The 18,642-nt window shown below is 68.0% G+C and carries 15 protein-coding genes; 6 read left to right on the top strand and 9 right to left on the bottom strand.

What is annotated here, in order from left to right; translation table 11 throughout:
* The first annotated feature begins 9 nt into the window (after nt 1–9).
* Both NHL60_RS18530 and NHL60_RS18525 read left to right on the top strand, forming a co-directional pair.
* Nucleotides 10–1,950, top strand: a complete 1,941-nt coding sequence (locus NHL60_RS18530; RefSeq protein WP_253446887.1) for a nitric oxide reductase activation protein NorD — start codon at nt 10–12, stop codon at nt 1,948–1,950.
* A gap of 12 nt (nt 1,951–1,962) precedes the next feature.
* Nucleotides 1,963–2,175 carry a hypothetical protein gene (locus NHL60_RS18525; protein ID WP_253446885.1) on the top strand — a complete coding sequence of 71 codons (213 nt, stop codon included), beginning with the start codon at nt 1,963–1,965 and terminating at the stop codon, nt 2,173–2,175.
* Nucleotides 2,176–2,250: 75 nt separating this feature from the next.
* On the opposite strand, the gene NHL60_RS18520 is transcribed toward NHL60_RS18525, so the two are convergent.
* From NHL60_RS18520 to NHL60_RS18480, 9 genes are all read right to left on the bottom strand, one after another.
* Nucleotides 2,251–2,562, bottom strand: a complete 312-nt coding sequence (locus tag NHL60_RS18520) for a cytochrome C oxidase subunit IV family protein (protein ID WP_253446881.1) — start codon at nt 2,560–2,562, stop codon at nt 2,251–2,253.
* Between the two features lie 4 nt (nt 2,563–2,566).
* Entirely contained in the window at nt 2,567–3,154 is a 588-nt protein-coding gene (locus NHL60_RS18515) for a cytochrome c oxidase subunit 3 family protein (protein WP_253446878.1), read from the bottom strand.
* Nucleotide 3,155: 1 nt separating this feature from the next.
* The gene (locus NHL60_RS18510) at nt 3,156–3,707 is read right to left on the bottom strand and encodes a hypothetical protein (protein WP_253446876.1); all 552 of its coding nucleotides are present in this window, start codon (nt 3,705–3,707) and stop codon (nt 3,156–3,158) included.
* A 13-nt stretch (nt 3,708–3,720) separates the two neighbouring features.
* Nucleotides 3,721–4,143, bottom strand: coding sequence for a hypothetical protein (locus NHL60_RS18505; RefSeq protein WP_253446874.1), 423 nt, complete (start codon nt 4,141–4,143; stop codon nt 3,721–3,723).
* A gap of 175 nt (nt 4,144–4,318) precedes the next feature.
* Complete coding sequence (locus NHL60_RS18500; RefSeq protein WP_253446871.1) at nt 4,319–5,818, bottom strand: MFS transporter; 1,500 nt, start codon at nt 5,816–5,818, stop codon at nt 4,319–4,321.
* 37 nt (nt 5,819–5,855) lie between these two features.
* Nucleotides 5,856–6,311, bottom strand: coding sequence for a universal stress protein (locus tag NHL60_RS18495; protein WP_183329735.1), 456 nt, complete (start codon nt 6,309–6,311; stop codon nt 5,856–5,858).
* 75 nt (nt 6,312–6,386) lie between these two features.
* The gene (locus NHL60_RS18490; protein ID WP_253446868.1) at nt 6,387–7,979 is read right to left on the bottom strand and encodes an antiporter; all 1,593 of its coding nucleotides are present in this window, start codon (nt 7,977–7,979) and stop codon (nt 6,387–6,389) included.
* 289 nt (nt 7,980–8,268) lie between these two features.
* The gene (narL, locus tag NHL60_RS18485; protein WP_253446866.1) at nt 8,269–8,934 is read right to left on the bottom strand and encodes a two-component system response regulator NarL; all 666 of its coding nucleotides are present in this window, start codon (nt 8,932–8,934) and stop codon (nt 8,269–8,271) included.
* A gap of 6 nt (nt 8,935–8,940) precedes the next feature.
* Nucleotides 8,941–10,878 (bottom strand): type IV pili methyl-accepting chemotaxis transducer N-terminal domain-containing protein, encoded by a 1,938-nt coding sequence (locus tag NHL60_RS18480; protein WP_253446863.1) that lies wholly within the window; start codon nt 10,876–10,878, stop codon nt 8,941–8,943.
* A gap of 155 nt (nt 10,879–11,033) precedes the next feature.
* On the opposite strand from NHL60_RS18480, the gene NHL60_RS18475 reads away from it, so the two are divergent.
* The 4 genes from NHL60_RS18475 (at nt 11,034) to narJ (ending at nt 18,638) form a co-directional block, all read left to right on the top strand.
* Nucleotides 11,034–12,299: an MFS transporter gene (locus NHL60_RS18475; RefSeq protein WP_253446861.1), complete on the top strand. Its 1,266-nt coding sequence runs from the start codon at nt 11,034–11,036 to the stop codon at nt 12,297–12,299.
* A 213-nt stretch (nt 12,300–12,512) separates the two neighbouring features.
* Nucleotides 12,513–16,289: a nitrate reductase subunit alpha gene (locus NHL60_RS18470; RefSeq protein WP_253446858.1), complete on the top strand. Its 3,777-nt coding sequence runs from the start codon at nt 12,513–12,515 to the stop codon at nt 16,287–16,289.
* Nucleotides 16,286–17,866: a nitrate reductase subunit beta gene (narH, locus tag NHL60_RS18465; RefSeq protein ID WP_253446855.1), complete on the top strand. Its 1,581-nt coding sequence runs from the start codon at nt 16,286–16,288 to the stop codon at nt 17,864–17,866. The genes NHL60_RS18470 and narH overlap by 4 nt, the downstream gene beginning before the upstream one ends.
* Nucleotides 17,859–18,638 carry a nitrate reductase molybdenum cofactor assembly chaperone gene (narJ, locus tag NHL60_RS18460; protein ID WP_253446852.1) on the top strand — a complete coding sequence of 260 codons (780 nt, stop codon included), beginning with the start codon at nt 17,859–17,861 and terminating at the stop codon, nt 18,636–18,638. Before narH ends, narJ begins: the two co-directional genes overlap by 8 nt.
* The last annotated feature ends 4 nt before the right edge of the window (nt 18,639–18,642 follow it).

Raw genomic sequence — 18,642 nt, 5'->3', positions numbered from 1 at the left:
GAGTCCGCCATGCTGCACTTTCTCGAGGTCGAGGAGCTCGTCGGCCGCCACTGGCACCGCTGGGCCTCCAGCGCTGCCAGCTACCGGCGCCATCCCGAGGCCGCCGTGGCCCTGGAGGAGCTGCGCCACGTGCTCGGCGTCTTCTTCCGCGCCAGCGGCGGCGAGTGCGGCCTGGAGGTCGCCGCCATCGTGGCGCGCAGCTCGTCGCACCGCCTCTCGCTGCGCCAGCGCCTCGGCTTCGATGACGAGGCCGTGGACCAGGCGCGTCGCGACGAGGAGCACCTGCTGCTGCCGCCGACCCTGGATCTCTTCCCCGAGGCGCGCCTCAACCGCGACCTCTACTTCTGGCTGACCGCCTACCTGGCGGTGGCCCGGCATCCGACGCGCCACGCCGACCCGCTGCAGGATGACCTGGCCCGGCTGCGCGAGGCGATGCGGGCCACCGAGGCGGCCCTGGCGCGTTTCCCCGGCCTTGCCGAGCGCTATCGCGAGCTCTGTGCGGCCCTGCTGGCGGTGCGCCCGGTGCGGCGCAAGCTGCCGCCCATGGAGCAGGCCCTGGAGGCCACGCTGCGGGCCCTGCTGGGCGACGATTCGCCGCTGGACGGCTGGGCCGCCTCCATGGCCGCGGCGGTGGCCGACCCGGCGGTCTCCCTGGCGGCGTTCCGGGCGCCGCGGGGCTATCGCCCCCCGCTGCCGGTGCCGCTGTGGGGCCAGGTGGTCGACCTGGGCGTCGGCCTGGGCCGCGAGGAGGACGACGACGATCCCCACGACGGCGAGGCCAACAGCGCCCAGCAGGCCAGCGAGGGCAAGCGCAAGGCCGAGCGCCGCCACCAGGACGAGACGGAGCGCAACGACCCGCTGGTCGCCAACCGCTTCGAGAAGATGCTCTCCTGGACCGAGATGGTGAACCTCAACCGCCTGGTGGAGGACAACGAGGACGAGGAGGCCAAGCGCGCCGCCGAGCAGATCGAGGAGATCGTCATCAGCCCGCACAAGCAGCGGGCGGCGACCCGGCTCAAGGTCGACCTCGACCTGCCGCCAGACGAGGCGCTGGGCGAGCGGCTGCGCGGCAGGCAGCTCTACCCGGAGTGGAACTACCGCAAGCAGCGCTACCTGCCCGACCACTGCCAGGTGCTCACCGACCTGCAGAGCGAGGAGGGCGAGCAGTGGGAGCCCGACGACGCCACCCGGCGGCGCATCCGCCGGGTGCGCCGGGAGTTCGAGGCGCTGCGTCCGCGCCGCGAGATCCTGCGCGGCCAGGTCGACGGCTCCGAGCTCGACATGGATGCGGTGATCCGCTCGCGCTGCGACCTGGCCGCCACCGGCGAGGCCAGCGACCGCCTCTACATGTCGGCCCGCGAGCAGGCCCGCGACCTGGCGGTGGATATCCTGATCGATGTCTCGCTCTCCACCGATGCCTGGCTGGACGACCGCCGGGTGCTCGACGTGGAGAAGGAGGCGCTGCTGGTGCTGGGCCACGGCCTGGCCGGCTGCGGCGACGACTACGCCATCCACTGCTTCACCTCCCACCGGCGCCAGAAGGTGTGGGTCAACACCATCAAGGGCTTCGAGGAGACCATGGGCGAGCGGGTGGCGCGGCGCGTCTCGGCCCTCAGGCCCGGCCACTACACCCGCATGGGGCCGGCGATCCGCCACGTGACCGGGGAACTGGCCAAGCGACCCAATCGCCACCGCCTGCTGCTGGTGATCACCGATGGCAAGCCCAACGACACCGACTACTACGAGGGGCGCTACGGCATCGAGGACACCCGCAAGGCGGTGCTCGAGGCGCGCCAGCAGGAGGTGCGGGTGTTCGGCGTCACCGTGGACCGCGAGGCGCACCAGTACGTCTCGCACCTCTTCGGCCGCGGCAGCTACGCCATCGTCAACCGGCCCGAGCACCTGGCCCAGGCGCTGCCGGGCATCTACCGCCAGATCATCGGTCACTGAGGAGGGCCGGCCATGAGAAACGACAGCGTGTCGAATCCCCGTCCGGCCATTGCCGTGGTGGTGGGGCTGCTGGTGGCCCTGGCGGTGATCACCCCGCTGGCCTGGCTGATCAACACCCGCGACTGGGGCATCCTGGTGATGTTCGTGGTGCCCTTCGCGGTGTGGGGACTGATCTGGCTGGGCCGCCACCTGGCCGACTGGGCCGGCGTCGGCCCGCCGCCCTGAAGGCCCCCAGTTACTGCCGCAGTAACGAGACGCGCCGCCTACGTGGGCGGCGCGTCTCATTGGGGGGCAGGCTCGCTATGCTGCCTGGGCCACCAGGTAGCCGGCGCCCACCAGCAGCAGGGTGAAGAGCGTGAGGCCGGTGAAGGCGCCGCGCCAGGCCGGCGTCGAGGCGCGAAGGCCCAGGTAGACCATCAGCACTCGGTGCGCCTTGAAGAAGGTGGTGGCCAGCAGCAGGCCCGCCGACCACAGCGGCAGCGCCTCGAGGCGCGCCTCGCCGCCCAGCCGGGCCGAGGCCATGGTGATCAGGGTCAGGCCCATCAGCACGGCCCAGGTGATCAGCAGCCGGCGGGTGGCCGGGTCGCCTCCGATACGCGTCGTGTCGCCCATGGGCTTACCTCAGCAGGTAGAGGATGGGGTAGAGCAGGATCCAGATCAGGTCGACCATGTGCCAGAAGGCGGCGGCGGTCTCCACGTTGTCGTGGGAGAGCTTCCAGGCCACCAGGGCGATCAGCCCCAGGCCGAAGAGCACATGGGCGAAGTGGAAGCCGGTCAGCAGGTAGTAGAAGGTGAAGAAGGTGTTGGTCTCGGGTGCAAGGCCCTGGCCGAGCTTGTCGGCGTACTCCACCACCTTGACCACGCAGAACACCACCCCCAGGACAAAGGCGCCGGCCAGCCACTGGCGGCAGCGACGCCGCTCGCCCTGGCCGATGGCCTGCACCGCCAGGGCCGCGAACAGCCCGCTGGTCAGCAGCACCAGGGTGTTGAGTCCGCCGGCCACCGGGTCGAGCAGCTGCTGGGAGGCGTCGAACACCTCGCGCTCGCCGGCGCGCAGCCAGGCGAACAGGCCGAAGAAGGCGGCGAACACCAGCATCTCGCTGAGGATCAGCACCCACATCAGCGGATTGCCCGGCAGCGCCGAGAGCGGCCCCCAGCCGGGATTGGGCAGTGTCGTCTCCTGTCGAGCGTCCTGCTCGGCCATCTCAGCCCTCCGTCGAGGTGGTCGCCGGCTCGAACTCGTCGCGTACCGCCGGGGTGGTGAGCTTCCAGCCGGCCCAGGCGAACAGCACGGTGAGCAGGGTGGCGGCGAGGATCAGCCCGCCCAGCAGGCCGATCAACCCGGCGACGGGCTCCTGGGTGTTGATCGCCGCCTCGGTGGTGGCCTCCGGCAGCAGGCCGAAGGTCAGCGGCGTCAGCGCCGCGCCGCCCAGCACGCCCACGAAACCGGCCGCCATGAGGGCGACGAAGGCGCGCCTCGCCCAGCAGCGTCGGCGCAGCAGGGCGATGGCCAGAGTCAGGGTGACCAGCGCGCCGATAGCCAGCAGGCCAGCCACCCCACTGTGGCGCTCGGCCAGCCAGGCCACGCCGCCTGTCAGCCCGCCGCTGCCGGCCTCGACGCCCAGGCTGGCGGCCAGCCCCTCGCCCGGGGCCAGGGGCAGGGCGAGCAGCCCCATCACTGCCAGCGAGAAGAGGATGAATCCCCAGGCCAGGCCGGTAACGGCGGTGGAGCGTCGGCGCTGCGGGGTGTGGGTCATGGCGGCGGCTCCGTCAGTCATCCAGGCGCACCGCGGCACCGCCGAACAGCAGGCTGCGCGGGTCGCGCAGCGGCTGGCCGGCCATCAGGCGCTGGATGCCGACGCCGCAGCGGCCGATGGTCCAGACCAGGCAGGCGGTGAAGAAGCCGTAGCCCAGCGTCCAGGAGGCCCAGGCGGGGGCGCCGACCCAGCCCAGCAGGTTCCAGGCCGCCAGGGCGCCGGCGCCGGCCAGGGCGCCCAGCCAGAAGGTGCGGATCTGGAACAGCAGGTGGCTGTCGGCCAGGGGCGAAACCCGGCCGCGGCGCAGGTGGGCAATCAGCACGCCGATCGGCGCGGTGACCACCGCCATGATGCTGCCCAGGTAGAGCACGTAGATGACGGCGGCCAGGCCGCGGCCCCGGGTGTCGGGTGCAAGCGTGGTGTCGGTGTGGGACATGTCGACGGGTCTCCTGTCGGGGGCTTCCTGAAACCATGCATCCTGAATACTACTATGCCGCCGGAATACCCCAGCGACATTGTCGGAAATCAAATCAATGGCCTTTGGCTGGCGCCTGGAACGCCTGCGCCCGGCGGGGCCGGGCGCAGGGAGTGGGTGGAAGAGTGAAGGAAGCTCAGGTCTTGCCTTCGGCCTTGAGCTGTTCCTGCTCCGCGATCATGCGGTCCACGGAGGAGATATGGTACTCGTCCGCGAAGGCGCCCTCGGGCTCCTTGAGCCAGATGAAGCAGACCAGCCAGCTGAAGAAGGCGCCTGCCGCCAGGATGTAGAAGAACTGGGTCGGGGTGACGAAGGTGAAGATGGTCAGGTAGACCACCGCCCCCACGTTGCCGTAAGCGCCGGCCATGCCGGAGATCTGGCCGGTGATGCGGCGCTTGATCGACGGGATGATGCCGAAGGTGGCGCCCTCCGAGCCCTGCACGAAGAAGGAGGTGAAGATGGTGATGGCGATCGCCAGGATCAGCGGCCAGCTGGAGTTCATCATCGCCATCAGGGTGAAGCCGACGCCGATGCCGAACATGTAGCTGAGCATCACGAAGCGCCGGTTGCCCATGCGGTCGGAGACCGCGCCGCCCATGGGGCGCGCCACCAGGTTGACGAAGGCGAACGACGAGGCGATCAGGCCGGCGGCCGCGGCGGAGAGGCCCCAGGTCTGCTCGAAGAACATCGGCAGCATGGAGATCACCGCGAGCTCCGCGCCGAAGTTGGCGAAGTAGGTGGTGTTGAGCGCGGCGACGCTGTTGAAGTGGTACTTGTCGTCCTCCGGCACGCCCTTCCTGAGGATCGGCACGTTGACGCGAATGATCTGCACCACCTGGTAGATCACGATGGCCACGATCGCGAGGTAGGCGATCACCGCGGCGGTGGTGGACATGAAGCCCATGTTCTGGATGCGCCACACCAGGATCGCCAGCACGCCGACCAGCGGGATGGTCCACAGGATCAGCTTGACCATGTCGGCCCAGCTGCTGACCTCCATGGCCATCGCCTTGCGGGTCTTGCGGTGGGAGGTGGCATCGGGGCCGTCGGTGATGGCGAACCAGTAGAAGACGCCGTAGGCGGCCATCACGAAGGCGCTCTGGGCGATGGCCCAGCGCCAGCCCTCGTCGCCGCCGTACCAGACGATGGCGATGGTGGGCAGGGTCATGGCGGCGGCGGCGGAGCCGAAGTTGCCCCAGCCGGCGTAGAAGCCCTCGGCGAAGCCGATGTGCTTGGGCTTGAACCACAGCGCGGTCATGTGGATGCCGACGACGAAGCTGGCGCCGATGGAGCTCAGCACCAGGCGGGCGACCAGCAGCTGGGTCATGCTGTTGCCGAAGGCGAACATCAGCGCGGGAATCGCCATGACCACCATCAGGATCGAGAAGACCCGGCGCGGGCCGAAGCGGTCCAGCGCCATGCCGACGATGATCCGCGCGGGGATGGTCAGCGCCACGTTGCAGATGGCAAACAGGCGGATATGGTCCTGGGTCAGCCAGTCGACGTCGCGCAGCATGCTGGTAGCCAGCGGCGCCATGTTGAACCAGACATAGAAGGTGATGAAGAAGGCGATCCAGGTCAGGTGCAGGGCCCTGATCTCCGGAGTGCGTACCTTGAACAGGTCAGCGACTTTCATGGTCGTGTCATCCTTTTCGCAAGGCGAACGGGGCCGATCAGCTGGGCAGGATCAGTAGGGGACATTCGGCGCGGCGAGTCAGGAAGGAGCTGACGCTGCCGAAGGTCATGTAGTCGAGCTCGTCGACGAAGTAGCTCAGCGACTGGGCGATGAAGCCACCGTCGGGCTTCTGGCTGTGGCGGGCGATCACCAGGATGTCCGGCGACAGGCGCTTGGTGGCGTCGAGCAGCATCTTGCGGGCGTCGCCCTCGGCGATGATCAGCTCGGCGTCGAGGCCCTCCTTCACGGCCACCTCGACCGCCTCCTCCAGGTCGGCCTTGAGCTCCCGGTACTCCTCCTGGAAGAGGTCCTCGTTGGCGTCGGTGGAGTCACGCGGGTTCTCGGCGACGCCGACCAGCACGATCAGCGGCGACATGGCGTGAAACATGGTGATGGTCCGGGCCAGTGCCAGCTTGGCATTCCGCGAACCGTCATAGGCGATCATGATCTTCATGGGGCACCTCCAGCATCCGGGGTAGAGGCGGGGCGGCCGGGTTCTCCCGGCCACCGGGCGTGTGGTCAGGGCGGGTTAGGGGTTCTTCACGTAGGCGTTCTTGCGCAGGTAGAACCACCAGTTGATCACCAGGCAGACCGCGTAGAAGATCGCGAAGCCGTACATGGCGAGCTCGGGGGTGCCGGCCTGGATCTGTTCGCCCATCACCCGCGGGGCGATGAAGGCGCCGTAGGCGGCGACCGCGGATGTCCAGCCCAGCACCGGGCCCTTCTGGTGCTGGTCGAAGATCACGCCGATGCTGCGGAAGGTGGAGCCGTTGCCGATGCCGCTGGCGGCGAACAGGATCACGAACAGGATCATGAAGAGCGCGAAGTAGCTGTTCGGGTCGGTAGCGTTGTAGGCCAGCATCATCACGTAGCCGGTCACCGCGGAGGCCACCACCATGATCACCGAGATGATCTGGGTGACGATGGAGCCGCCCACCTTGTCGGAGATCCAGCCGCCGATGGGGCGGATCAGGGCGCCGACGAAGGGGCCGATCCAGGCCCAGGTCAGGGCGCTGGGGGCGTCGGGGTTGGCCACGCGGGTGACGGTGCCGTCGGCGGCCACTTCCATCATGTTGCCGAAGATGACGTTGATGGAGAGCGGCAGGGCCGCGGAGAAGCCGATGAAGGAGCCGAAGGTCAGGATGTAGAGGACCGTCATCGACCAGGTGTGCTTGTTGGAGAAGATCGCGAACTGTTTCTGGATGTTCGGCTTGATGTCGCCGGGGATCAGACGCAGCAGCACCACGGTCAGCACGATGGTCAGCGGGACGGCGATCCACATGTTGAGCCATACCAGGGCCAGCATGCCGATGACGCTGGTGACCGCCCCCACGGCGTAGAGGCCGAGGATCTTGCCGAAGGCCTGGGCCGGAGTGCCCGGGTCGGGGGTGATGGTGCGCAGGTTGTTCATGCCGAACCAGCCGGCGAAGGCCAGCGGGATCAGGAAGACCAGCCAGATGAAGCCGGCGTTCTGGATCCAGGTATCGGTGCCCGCCTCGATGCGCCCGATCAGGGTGCCGCTGGCGCTCTGCAGCTCCATGGGGCCGCCGGCGATGGCGCCGAAGAGGCCCACGGTCATCACCAGCGGGATCAGGATCTGCATGGTGGTGACGCCGAAGTTGCCCAGCCCGGCGTTCATGCCCAGGGCATAGCCCTGCTGCTTCTTCGGGTAGAAGGTGGAGATGTTGCTCATGGAGGCGGCGAAGTTGCCGCCGCCGATGCCGGAGAGCAGCGCCAGGGCCTGGAAGACCCACAGCGGCGTCTCGGGATTCATCAGCGCGATGCCGGTCCCCAGTGCCGGGAACATCAGCAGGGCGGTGGTCAGGAAGACGGTGTTGCGCCCGCCGGCGATGCGGATCATGAACGAGGCCGGGATGCGCAGGGTGGCCCCGGAGAGCCCCGCCAGGGCGGTCAGGGTGAAGAGTTCACCCACCGTGAACGGGAAGCCGAGGTTCTGCATCTGGGTGGTGATCATCCCCCACATCAACCAGACGGCAAAGCCCATCAGCAGGCTCGGGATGGAGATCCACAGGTTGCGGGTGGCAACTTTCTTGCCCTCCTTCTCCCAGAACTCCTCGTTCTCGACATCCCAGTGTTCGATGTCGGCATTCTTCCTGGTCATGGCATTTCCCCTTGAGGTCTAGCGGTGTGCTCGTGGCGTCCGGCATCGGTTGACCGATATCAAGACGGTGAGCCTTGGGGGGAAAGATACGCCTGACCGTTGAGGTGCGAAACGTGGCGAAAGGGGCCGGAAAACGGCGGGATACCTCCAGGGAGGTAGTGGGGGATAAGCGGCAACCCATTGCTTGAGATGGGATTTTTCTTGAGGGGAGTAGGGGGCGAGGGGGGCGCAGGGGCCCCCGGATTATTTGGAGGTATCCACACAGAACCGCGGGATATCCCTCGCGGGGTCAGCGCTCGATGCCCTCCTGCACCGCCCACACGGCGGCCTCCACCCGCGAGCGCAGGTTGAGCTTCTTGAGCAGGTGCTTGACGTGCACCTTCACCGTGCCCTCGGTGATGTCGAGCTTGCGGGCGATCATCTTGTTGGAGAGCCCGCCGGCCAGCTCGCGCAGGATCTCTCGCTCGCGCTGGGTGAGGCTCTGGATGTCGGGGGCCGCCGGCTGGCTGCGCTGGCTGCGCAGCGCTCCGGCCAGCAGGGCGGTGAGGCTCTCGCTGATCACCATGCGGCCCAGCGACGCCTGGCGCAGCTGGCGGATCATCTCGTCCGGGTCCATGTCCTTGAGCAGGTAGCCGTCGGCGCCCGCCTGCAGGGCGTCCACCACGTCCTCCTCGTGGTCGGAGACGGTGAACATCACCACCCGGCCGGCGAAGCCCTCCTCGCGTAGCCGCTTGAGGGTCTCGATGCCGTTCATGCCGGGCATGTTGAGGTCGAGCAGCACCATGTCGGGATCGAGCGCCAGGGCCAGGCGGATGCCCTCCACGGGCTCGCCGGCCTCGCCGATCAGCGCCATGTCCTCTTCCAGCTCCAGCAGCTGGGAGACGCCGCGGCGCAGCAGCGGATGGTCGTCGATGATCAGGATGCTGGCGGGGGTGTCGTGGGAGGTGTCGGTCATCCTGGCTTATTCCCTGTGGCCTTGGCGGTCGGTGGCGATGGCGTCGACCCGAGGGTCGACGGGGGTGGCGGGGCGGCTCTCCGCCCCGACGTGCTGGCTGATCAGGCGGGCGGTCTGGGGGGTGAACACCAGCTCCACCCGGGTGCCGCCGCCGGCGCGGTTCTGCAGCGTCAGGCGGCCGCCCAGGGTCTCGGCCCGGTCGCGCATGATCACCAGGCCGTAGTGCATGGGCGGCGAGCTGTCGTCCGCGAGGCCCACGCCGTCATCCTCGATGGTGACATGGAGTCGGGCGCTGCGGAAGGTGACCGATACCGCCACCCAGTGGGCGTTGGCGTGCTTGACCACGTTGGCCAGCGACTCCCGCACCACCTGCAGCACGTGGATCTCCTCGTTGGGATTGAGCAGATGGGGCGGCAGGTCGACGGTCAGGTCGATGCGGGTCTCGAGGCGCTCGCCGAACTCGGTGACGGTCTGGCGCAGGGCGCTGGCGAGTCCCGGGCCCTCGAGCTTGAGGCGGAAGGTGGTGAGCAGCTCGCGCAGCTGGCGGTAGGCGCTGTCCAGGCCGGTGCGCAGTTCGTCGAACACCGGGGCCTGGGTCTCCGGCCCCACCCCCTTGGCCTGCATGCGCTCAAGGCGCGCCACCTGCATCTTCAGGTAGGAGAGCGACTGGGCCAGGGAGTCGTGGAGCTCCCGGGCGATGATGGTGCGCTCGTTCATCAGTGTCACCTGCTGCTGCTCCTCGATGCGCCGCTGCAGGTAGACCGCGGTGGCCAGTTGGTCGGCCAGGGCGTTGAGCAGGCGCTTCACGCTGTCGGTGAGCGGCACGTCCCGCGGATACCAGACCTCCAGGGTGCCGAGCATCAGGTCGCCCACGCTCACCGGCAGCAGCTGGCACTCGCCGGCCTCGGTGGCCTGCAGCGTCAGCGGCTGGGGGTCGAGCAGGCAGGCGTGGCAGTCGTGGTCGCGGCAGTACTCGGGGCGGCGCGCCGAGTGGGTGGCCAGTATCGGGATATCGCGCTCGTCGTGGGGGTCGTGGAGCGAGAGCCGGATGGGGCCGATCTGGAGCAGCTGCTCCAGGCGGCGCAGCATGGGGGCGGCGCTGGCGCAGAGGTCGTTGCCGCCGCCGTAGAGGGCACGGCTGCCGTCGTGCAGCACCTGCATGGCGCGGTTGCTGCGCTCGAGCTCCGCCTTCTTGCTGGAGACCCGCGTTTCGAGCTCGGCGTAGCTGGCGCCGAGCTCCTCGGCCATGGCGTCGAAGGTGCGCCCCAGCAGGGCCAGCTCGTCGCTGCCCGAGAGCCGGGTGCGGTGGTCGAAGTTGCGGTGGGCGGCCTCCCGGGCCAGCACCACCAGGTGGCGCAGCGGCATCACCAGGTTGTGGCGGATATCGTAGAGGGCGATCACCACCACCACGGCGGTGAGGGCGAGGAAGAGGATCTGCAGGGCGCTGAGCAGCTGGATCTTCGATTCGCTGTTCTGCTCGAGCAGGGTGACCAAGGCGTCGATCTCGGCGACCAGCTCGTCCAGGGTCTCGCGCAGGGCGTCGGGCGCGACGTCGCCGCCGGCGGTCGCCCGCGCCACCTGGGGGGCCAGCTCCTCGGCCCAGCGCGCCTGGAGCTGGCGGTGCTGGTGCTGCAGGACATGGTCCTGGGCCCGGGGCAGGGCGTCGTTGAGCTCGGGGCTGGCCAGGCGCTGCTCGAAGCGCTCGGCCAGCTCAGCTACCTGGGCGCGGGTCTCGGCACCGGGCCGCTGATCAAAGCGCTGCAGGGCGCTGACGATCTGGTAGGTGTTCATGCGCAGCGAGCCGGCCATGTTGATGGCGGCGGCGTCGCCGCGGCTGTCGGCCGCCACGGTCATGGTCACCACGATGCTGACCAGCGCCATGGCGCTGATGGCCAGCAGCGAGGCGGTGATCCGGGCCACCAGGGAGTGTCGCAGCAGTTTCATCGCGCCTCGAGATGGGTCGGGGGAGATGGTTCGGAGCTCTCGACCAGTCTACTACACCCTTGGGGGTAGAACGCATACCTCCGATGCCCCTTTGACCCCCGGGGGTGAGCTCCCGAGACTCTTTCGAGACTCCACTCCTTCTCCGGCCCCCGATGATGCCAGCCGCCCAGCAGTTCGACCCAGAGCTCGACCAGGAGCCGACTGGGGGCTATCGGCCCCTGGTGGTCGTGCTGCTCTCGCCGCTGGCCTTCGCGCTGGTCTTCGCCAGCTGGACCATCTTCGCGGTGCTGGGGGTCGAGCTCAAGGCACTGCTTGGCTTCGGCGAGGTGCGTTTCGCCGTGCTGCTGGCCATGCCCATGGCGATGGGCGCCCTGGCCGCGCTGCCCATGGCGCTGCTGGCACAACGACTAGGCGGGCGGCGGGTGATGATCGCCTGCCTGCTGCTGATCTGCCCCTTCCTGTGGGGGCTCTCCCACTCCCGGGACTACTACCACTTCCTGCTCGCCGGTGCCGGCCTGGGCCTCGGCGCCGGGTCGCTCTCGGCGGGGCTGGTCTATGTGGCGGGGCTCTGCCCACGGCGCCACGCCGGCCTGGCGCTGGGCCTCTATGGCGCCGGCATGGTGGGGGCCGGGCTCAGCTACCTGCTGCTGCCGCTGGTCAGCCAGGCCTACGGCTGGCGCAGCGCGCCGCTGCTCTACCTGCTGCCGGTGCTGGTGGTGGCCGCCCTGCTGTGGCTCTTTGCCGACGACCTCGAGGCGGAGCCGAGCGCTCCCCCCGCGCTGCCGGCACTGCTGGCCCGCCTGGCCTGCTGGCGGCTGTGGCGCCTGGCACTGGTCTACAGCTTCTTCTACGGCGCCTTTGTGGCGCTGGCACTGTGGCTGCCGGCCTATCTGAGCGCCCAGTACCAGCTCGAACTCAAGCAGGCTGCCCTGACGGCGGTGCCCTTCGTCCTGGCGGTGGGCATCGGCCAGGTGATCGGCGGGGCCTGGGCCGATCGGCGCGACTTCCGTGCCCTGCGCTGGTGGGTCAGCGCCTTCGTGCTGGTCTGCCTGTTCCTGCTCTCCTACCCCCCCTTCACCATGCGGGTCGAGGGGGTGCATGCCCCCATTACCCTGCACTACGAGGCGCCGCTCGGGGGCTTCCTGCTGCTGCTCTCACTGATGGGGGCGGCCATGGGGGTCGGCAAGGGCAGCCTGATGCGTCTGATCCACCGCGACCACCGCGACGAGATGCCCCTGGTGGGCGGCCTGGCGCTGACCCTGGGCGGGCTCTTCGCCGCCCTGCTGCCGCTGGTCTTCGTGGTGGGCAATGAGTGGGTCGGCATCCGCACCGCCGGCTTCATGTTCCTCTATGGCTCGCTGGTCGTGTGCATGCTGGTGATGGTCTGGGACCACGCCAGCGGCCGCGCCGGGCGGGCCTGAGTCGCCGCGCTTATCCCCCTCGTTCGGCGGGTCTATCACCTTGGGGGTAGAGGGGCGGTATATGGAGGTAACCGGGCAGTAATCCGTCGATTGTTCGCCCAGAATCCTCTGCAAGGTTCCTGTCTGGCGTGCGGTTCACTGCGCCACGCTGCACGACAGGCCGGGTGGCCCAGGGCGGTCACACCCACTTTCCAAGAAGCCTGGAGATCGACCATGAGTCACTTCATTGATCGGCTGAACTTCTTCCGCAAGGCCCGCGAGCCCTTCGCCAACGAGCATGGCGAGACCCGCGAGGAGTCGCGCGGCTGGGAGGACAGCTATCGTCAGCGCTGGCAGCATGACAAGGTCGTGCGTTCCACCCACGGGGTGAACTGCACCGGCTCCTGCAGCTGGAAGATCTACGTCAAGAACGGCCTGGTCACCTGGGAGACCCAGCAGACCGACTACCCGCGCACCCGCCCGGACCTGCCCAACCACGAGCCGCGCGGCTGCCCGCGGGGCGCCAGCTACTCCTGGTACCTCTACAGCGCCAACCGCCTCAAGTACCCGCTGATCAGAAAGCCGCTGCTCAAGCTGTGGCGCGACGCCCTCAAGGAGAAGAAGGACCCGGTCGACGCCTGGGCCTCCATCGTCGAGGATCCCGCCAAGACCAAGCAGTACAAGCGCGCCCGGGGCATGGGCGGCTTCGTGCGGGCCAACTGGGACGAGCTCAACGAGCTGGTCGCCGCCTCCAACGTCTACACCGCCAAGCAGTTCGGCCCGGATCGCATCATCGGCTTCTCGCCGATCCCTGCCATGTCCATGGTCAGCTACGCCGCGGGCAGCCGCTACCTGTCGCTGATCGGCGGCGTCTGCATGAGCTTCTATGACTGGTACTGCGACCTGCCGCCGGCCAGCCCCCAGACCTGGGGCGAGCAGACCGACGTGCCCGAGTCCGCCGACTGGTACAACTCCGGCTACATCATCGCCTGGGGCTCCAACGTGCCCCAGACCCGTACCCCGGACGCCCACTTCTTCACCGAGGTGCGCTACAAGGGCACCAAGACCGTCTCCATCACCCCGGACTACGCCGAGGTCTCGAAGCTCACCGACGAGTGGCTGTCGGTCAAGCAGGGCACCGATGCGGCCATCGCCATGGCCATGGGCCATGTGATCCTCAAGGAGTTCCACCTCGAGAAGCCCAGCACCTACTTCACCGAGTACGTGCGCCAGTACTCCGACATGCCCTTCCTGGTGGAGCTGGAGCAGCGCGAGGACGGCAGCTACGTGCCGGGCAAGCAGATGCGCGCCAGCGACTTCGCCGACGGCATGGGCGAGAACAACAACCCCGAGTGGAAGACCGTGGCGTGGGACGAGACCCGCGATCAGCTGGTGGTGCCGCGCGGCTCCATCGGCTTCCGCTGGGGTCAGGAGAGCGGCGAGGAGGGCAAGTGGAACCTCGAGCCCCGCGATTCTGCCGGTGACGAGATCAAGCCGCTGCTGACCCTGGCCGACCACCACGACGACGTCGCCAAGGTCGCCTTCCCCTACTTCGGCGGGCTCAAGCACGAGCACTTCGACCATGTCGAGAGCGGCGGGGCCAGCGACGAGCTGCTCTACCACAGCCTGCCCGCCAAGCGCCTGAAGAAGGCCGACGGCAGCGATGTGCTGGCGGTAACCGTCTTCGACCTGATGTGTGCCAACTACGGCATCGACCGCGGCTTCGGTAAAGAGGGCGAGGATGACGGCGCCAAGTCCCTGGACGAGGTGAAGCCCTACACCCCCGCCTGGCAGGAGAAGATCACCGGCGTGCCCGCCGAGCAGGTCGCGCGCATCGCCCGGGAGTTCGCCGAGAACGCCGACAAGACCCAGGGCCGGTCCATGATCATCGTGGGTGCCGCGATGAACCACTGGTACCACATGGACATGAACTACCGCGGCCTGATCAACATGCTGATCATGTGCGGCTGTATCGGTCAGAGCGGCGGCGGCTGGGCCCACTATGTCGGCCAGGAGAAGCTGCGCCCGCAGACCGGCTGGACCCCGCTGGCCTTCGGCCTGGACTGGAACCGTCCGCCGCGCCACATGAACTCCACCTCCTTCTTCTACAACCACTCCTCCCAGTGGCGCTACGAGAAGCTCGAGATCAAGGAGATCCTCTCCCCGCTCGCCGACCACAGCAAGTACACCGGCAGCCTGATCGACTTCAACGTGCGCTCCGAGCGCATGGGCTGGCTGCCCTCCGCGCCCCAGCTGGGGGCCAACCCGCTGCGCCTGGCCAAGGCCGCCGAGGCCGCCGGCCTGTCCACCAAGGACTATGCCGTCGAGCAGCTCAAGGCCGGCAAGCTGGCCTTCGCCGCGGAAGATCCGGACAACCCCCAGAACTTCCCGCGCAACCTCTTCATCTGGCGCTCCAACCTGCTGGGCAGCTCCGGCAAGGGCCACGAGTACATGCTCAAGTACCTGCTGGGCACCCGCCACGGTATCCAGGGCAAGGACCTGGGCGACTTCGGCGGCCAGAAGCCGGAAGAGGTGAAGTGGCACGACGAGGCGCCGGAAGGCAAGCTCGACCTGGTGGTGACCCTGGACTTCCGCATGTCCTCCACCTGCCTCTACTCGGACATCGTGCTGCCGACGGCCACCTGGTACGAGAAGAACGACCTCAACACCTCGGACATGCACCCCTTCATCCACCCGCTGACCGCGGCCACCGACCCGGCGTGGGAGTCGCGCAGCGACTGGGATATCTACAAGGGCATCGCCAAGGAGTTCTCCCGGGTCTGCGTGGGGCACCTGGGCGAGGAGACCGACCTGGTCACCCTGCCGCACCAGCATGACTCCCCCGCCGAGCTGGCCCAGCCCGAAGTGCTGGACTGGAAGAAGGGCGAGTGCGAGCCGATCCCCGGCAAGACCATGCCGGCGCTGATCGAGGTCAAGCGCAACTACCCCGAGACCTACGAGCGGTTCACTTCCATCGGTCCGCTGCTGGAGAGCATCGGCAACGGCGGCAAGGGCATCAGCTGGAACACCGACTCCGAGGTGGAGCTGCTCGGCAAACTCAACCATCGCAAGCTGGAGGGTTCCTCCAAGGGTCGCCCGCAGATCGAGACCGCCATCGACGCGGCCGAGATGATCCTGACCCTGGCACCGGAGACCAACGGCCAGGTGGCGGTGAAGGCGTGGGGCGCGCTCTCCAAGATCACCGGCCGGGATCACACCCACCTGGCGATCAACAAGGAAGAGGAGAAGATCCGCTTCCGCGATATCGTCGCCCAGCCGCGCAAGATCATCTCCAGCCCGACCTGGTCCGGCCTCGAGGACGAGCACGTCTCCTACAACGCCGGCTACACCAACGTGCACGAGATGATTCCGTGGCGCACCGTGAGCGGCCGCCAGCAGTTCTATCAGGATCACGCCTGGATGCGCGCCTTCGGCGAGAGCCTGTTGACCTACCGTCCGCCGATCAACACCAAGACCCTGGTGAGCTTCGAGGCGCCGGCCGACAACGGCTTCAAGAGCAAGGCGCTGAACTTCATCACGCCGCACCAGAAGTGGGGCATCCACTCCACCTACTCGGACAACCTGCTGATGCTGACGCTGAACCGCGGCGGCCCGGTGGTCTGGCTCTCCGAGACCGACGCCGCCGAGGTGGGCATCGAGGACAACGACTGGGTCGAGCTGTACAACGCCAACGGCTCCATCGCCGCGAGGGCCGTGGTCAGCCAGCGGGTCAAGAGCGGCATGGTGATGATGTACCACGCCCAGGAGCGCCAGGTGAACGTGCCGGGCTCCGAGGTCTCCGGCACCCGCGGGGGGATGCACAACTCCGTGACCCGGGTCTGCCCGAAGCCGACCCACATGATCGGCGGCTACGCGCAGCTCTCCTACAGCTTCAACTACTACGGCACCGTCGGTTCCAACCGCGATGAGTTCGTCATGGTTCGCAAGATGAAGCACATCGACTGGCTGGATGGCGAGGGCAATGACTACGTGCAGGAGGCCGTGAAATGAAGATTCGTTCCCAGGTAGGCATGGTCCTCAACCTCGACAAGTGCATCGGTTGCCACACCTGTTCGGTGACCTGCAAGAACGTCTGGACCAGCCGTGAAGGCGTCGAGTACGCCTGGTTCAACAACGTCGAGACCAAGCCCGGCATCGGCTATCCCAAGGAGTGGGAGAACCAGACCAAGTGGAAGGGTGGCTGGCTGCGTCGCAAGGACGGCAAGATCGAGCCGAAGATCGGCGGCAAGTGGCGGGTGCTGGCGAACATCTTCGCCAACCCCGACCTGCCGGAGATCGACGACTACTACGAGCCGTTCACCTTCGACTACGAGCACCTGCACACCGCCAAGATCGGTGAGCACCAGCCGGTGGCGCGCCCGCGTTCGCTGATCTCCGGCGAGCGCATGAACAAGATCGAGTGGGGCCCGAACTGGGAGGAGATCCTCGGCACCGAGTTCGCCAAGCGTCGCCGCGACATGAACTTCGAGAAGGTGCAGGCCGACATCTACGGCCAGTTCGAGAACACCTTCATGATGTACCTGCCGCGCCTGTGCGAGCACTGCCTCAACCCGGCGTGCGTGGCGAGCTGCCCCTCCGGCGCGATCTACAAGCGCGAGGAGGACGGCATCGTCCTGATCGACCAGGACAAGTGCCGCGGCTGGCGGATGTGCATCTCCGGCTGCCCCTACAAGAAGATCTACTACAACTGGAAGACCGGGAAGTCCGAGAAGTGCATCTTCTGCTACCCGCGCATCGAGTCCGGGCAGCCGACCATCTGCTCCGAGACCTGCGTGGGCCGCATCCGCTACCTCGGCGTGCTGCTCTACGATGCCGACCGCATCGAGGAAGTGGCCAGCTCCCCGGACGAGCGCGACCTCTACCACCGCCAGTGCGAGATCTTCCTGGATCCCAACGACCCGGAAGTGATCGCCCAGGCGCGGAAGGACGGCATCACCGAGAACGTGATCAAGGCCGCCCAGGCGTCGCCCGTCTACAAGATGGCCATGGAGTGGGGCCTGGCGCTGCCGCTGCACCCGGAGTACCGCACCCTGCCGATGGTCTGGTACGTGCCGCCGCTCTCGCCGATCCAGTCCGCCGCCGAGGCCGGCAAGATCGAGTTCGACGGCGTGATGCCGAAGATCGAGTCGCTGCGCATCCCGGTGCGCTACCTGGCCAACATGCTTACCGCCGGCGAGGAGGCCCCCGTGGTCCTCGCGCTCAAGCGCCTGATGGCGATGCGCCTCTACATGCGCGGCAAGCACGTGGACGGCAAGCCCAATGCCGAGGTGCTGGAGGACGTCGAGCTGACCGAGGCCCAGGTCGAGGAGATGTACCGCTACCTGGCCATCGCCAACTATGAGGATCGCTTCGTGATCCCCACCAGCCACCGCGAGATGGCCACGGAGGCCTTCCCGGAGCGCGGCGGCTGCGGCTTCAGCTTCGGCGACGGCTGCCACGGTGAGAGCAAGCCGAGCCTGTTCAACGGCCGCTCCCAGACCACCACCCTGGTCAAGCCGGTGGAATCCTTCGATCCGCAGAGCGATGGGCGGCGCGACGAGAAAGCAGAGGAGGTGCGTCATGGCTGAAGCAGCCCTCAAGATGGCCGAGCCCGTCGTCGGCATGCGCAGCCTGCGCGTGCTGGCCCGCCTGCTCGACTACCCCACCGAGGAGCTCCAGGCCGCGGCCGGCGAGCTCATCGAGATCATCGACCAGGAGCGCCGCCTCGCGGCGCCCCTGCGCACCGCCCTGATGGACTGGTGCCAGCGCATCAATGAGGCCGACCTGCTCGAGCTGCAGTCCGAGTACGTGGCCCTGTTCGACAAGGGACGCGCCACCTCGCTGCTGCTGTTCGAGCACGTGCACGGCGAGTCCCGCGATCGCGGCCAGGCGATGGTCGACCTGATGGACGAGTACAACGCCGCCGGCTTCGCGCTGGACGCCCGGGAGCTGCCGGACTACCTGCCGGTCTTCCTCGAGTACCTCTCGACCCGTGACGAGGGCGAGATCGGCCGCTGGCTGGGCGAGATCCGCCACATCCTCGGCCTGCTCACCGCGCGTCTCGAGGAGCGTCATGCCGACCATGCCCTGGTCCCGAGGGCGCTGCTGGCGCTGATCGGTGCCGAGGCCGAGGCCGATGCCCACCGCGAGGAGGTCCAGGCCGAGGCCCCCGATAACACCCCCGAGGCGCTGGATGCGGTCTGGGAAGAGGAGGCGGTGCGTTTCTCCGCCGAGTCCGACCAGGACTGCGCCCTGCAGTCGGCCGAGGGCCGTCGCCTGGCCGAGCGCAAGCAGGGCGTGCAGAGCGAGGCCGTTCGCATTCTCTCACCCGAGGCGATGCCTCCGGTGACGGGTCGTTAACAGG

It is taken from the genome of Halomonas sp. Y3, from assembly GCF_024137965.1.
In the GTDB taxonomy this organism is placed as follows: Bacteria; Pseudomonadota; Gammaproteobacteria; order Pseudomonadales; family Halomonadaceae; genus Halomonas; species Halomonas mongoliensis.
Note: the sequence above shows the minus strand (reverse complement) of the source record. Positions and strands in the feature narration are given on the sequence as shown.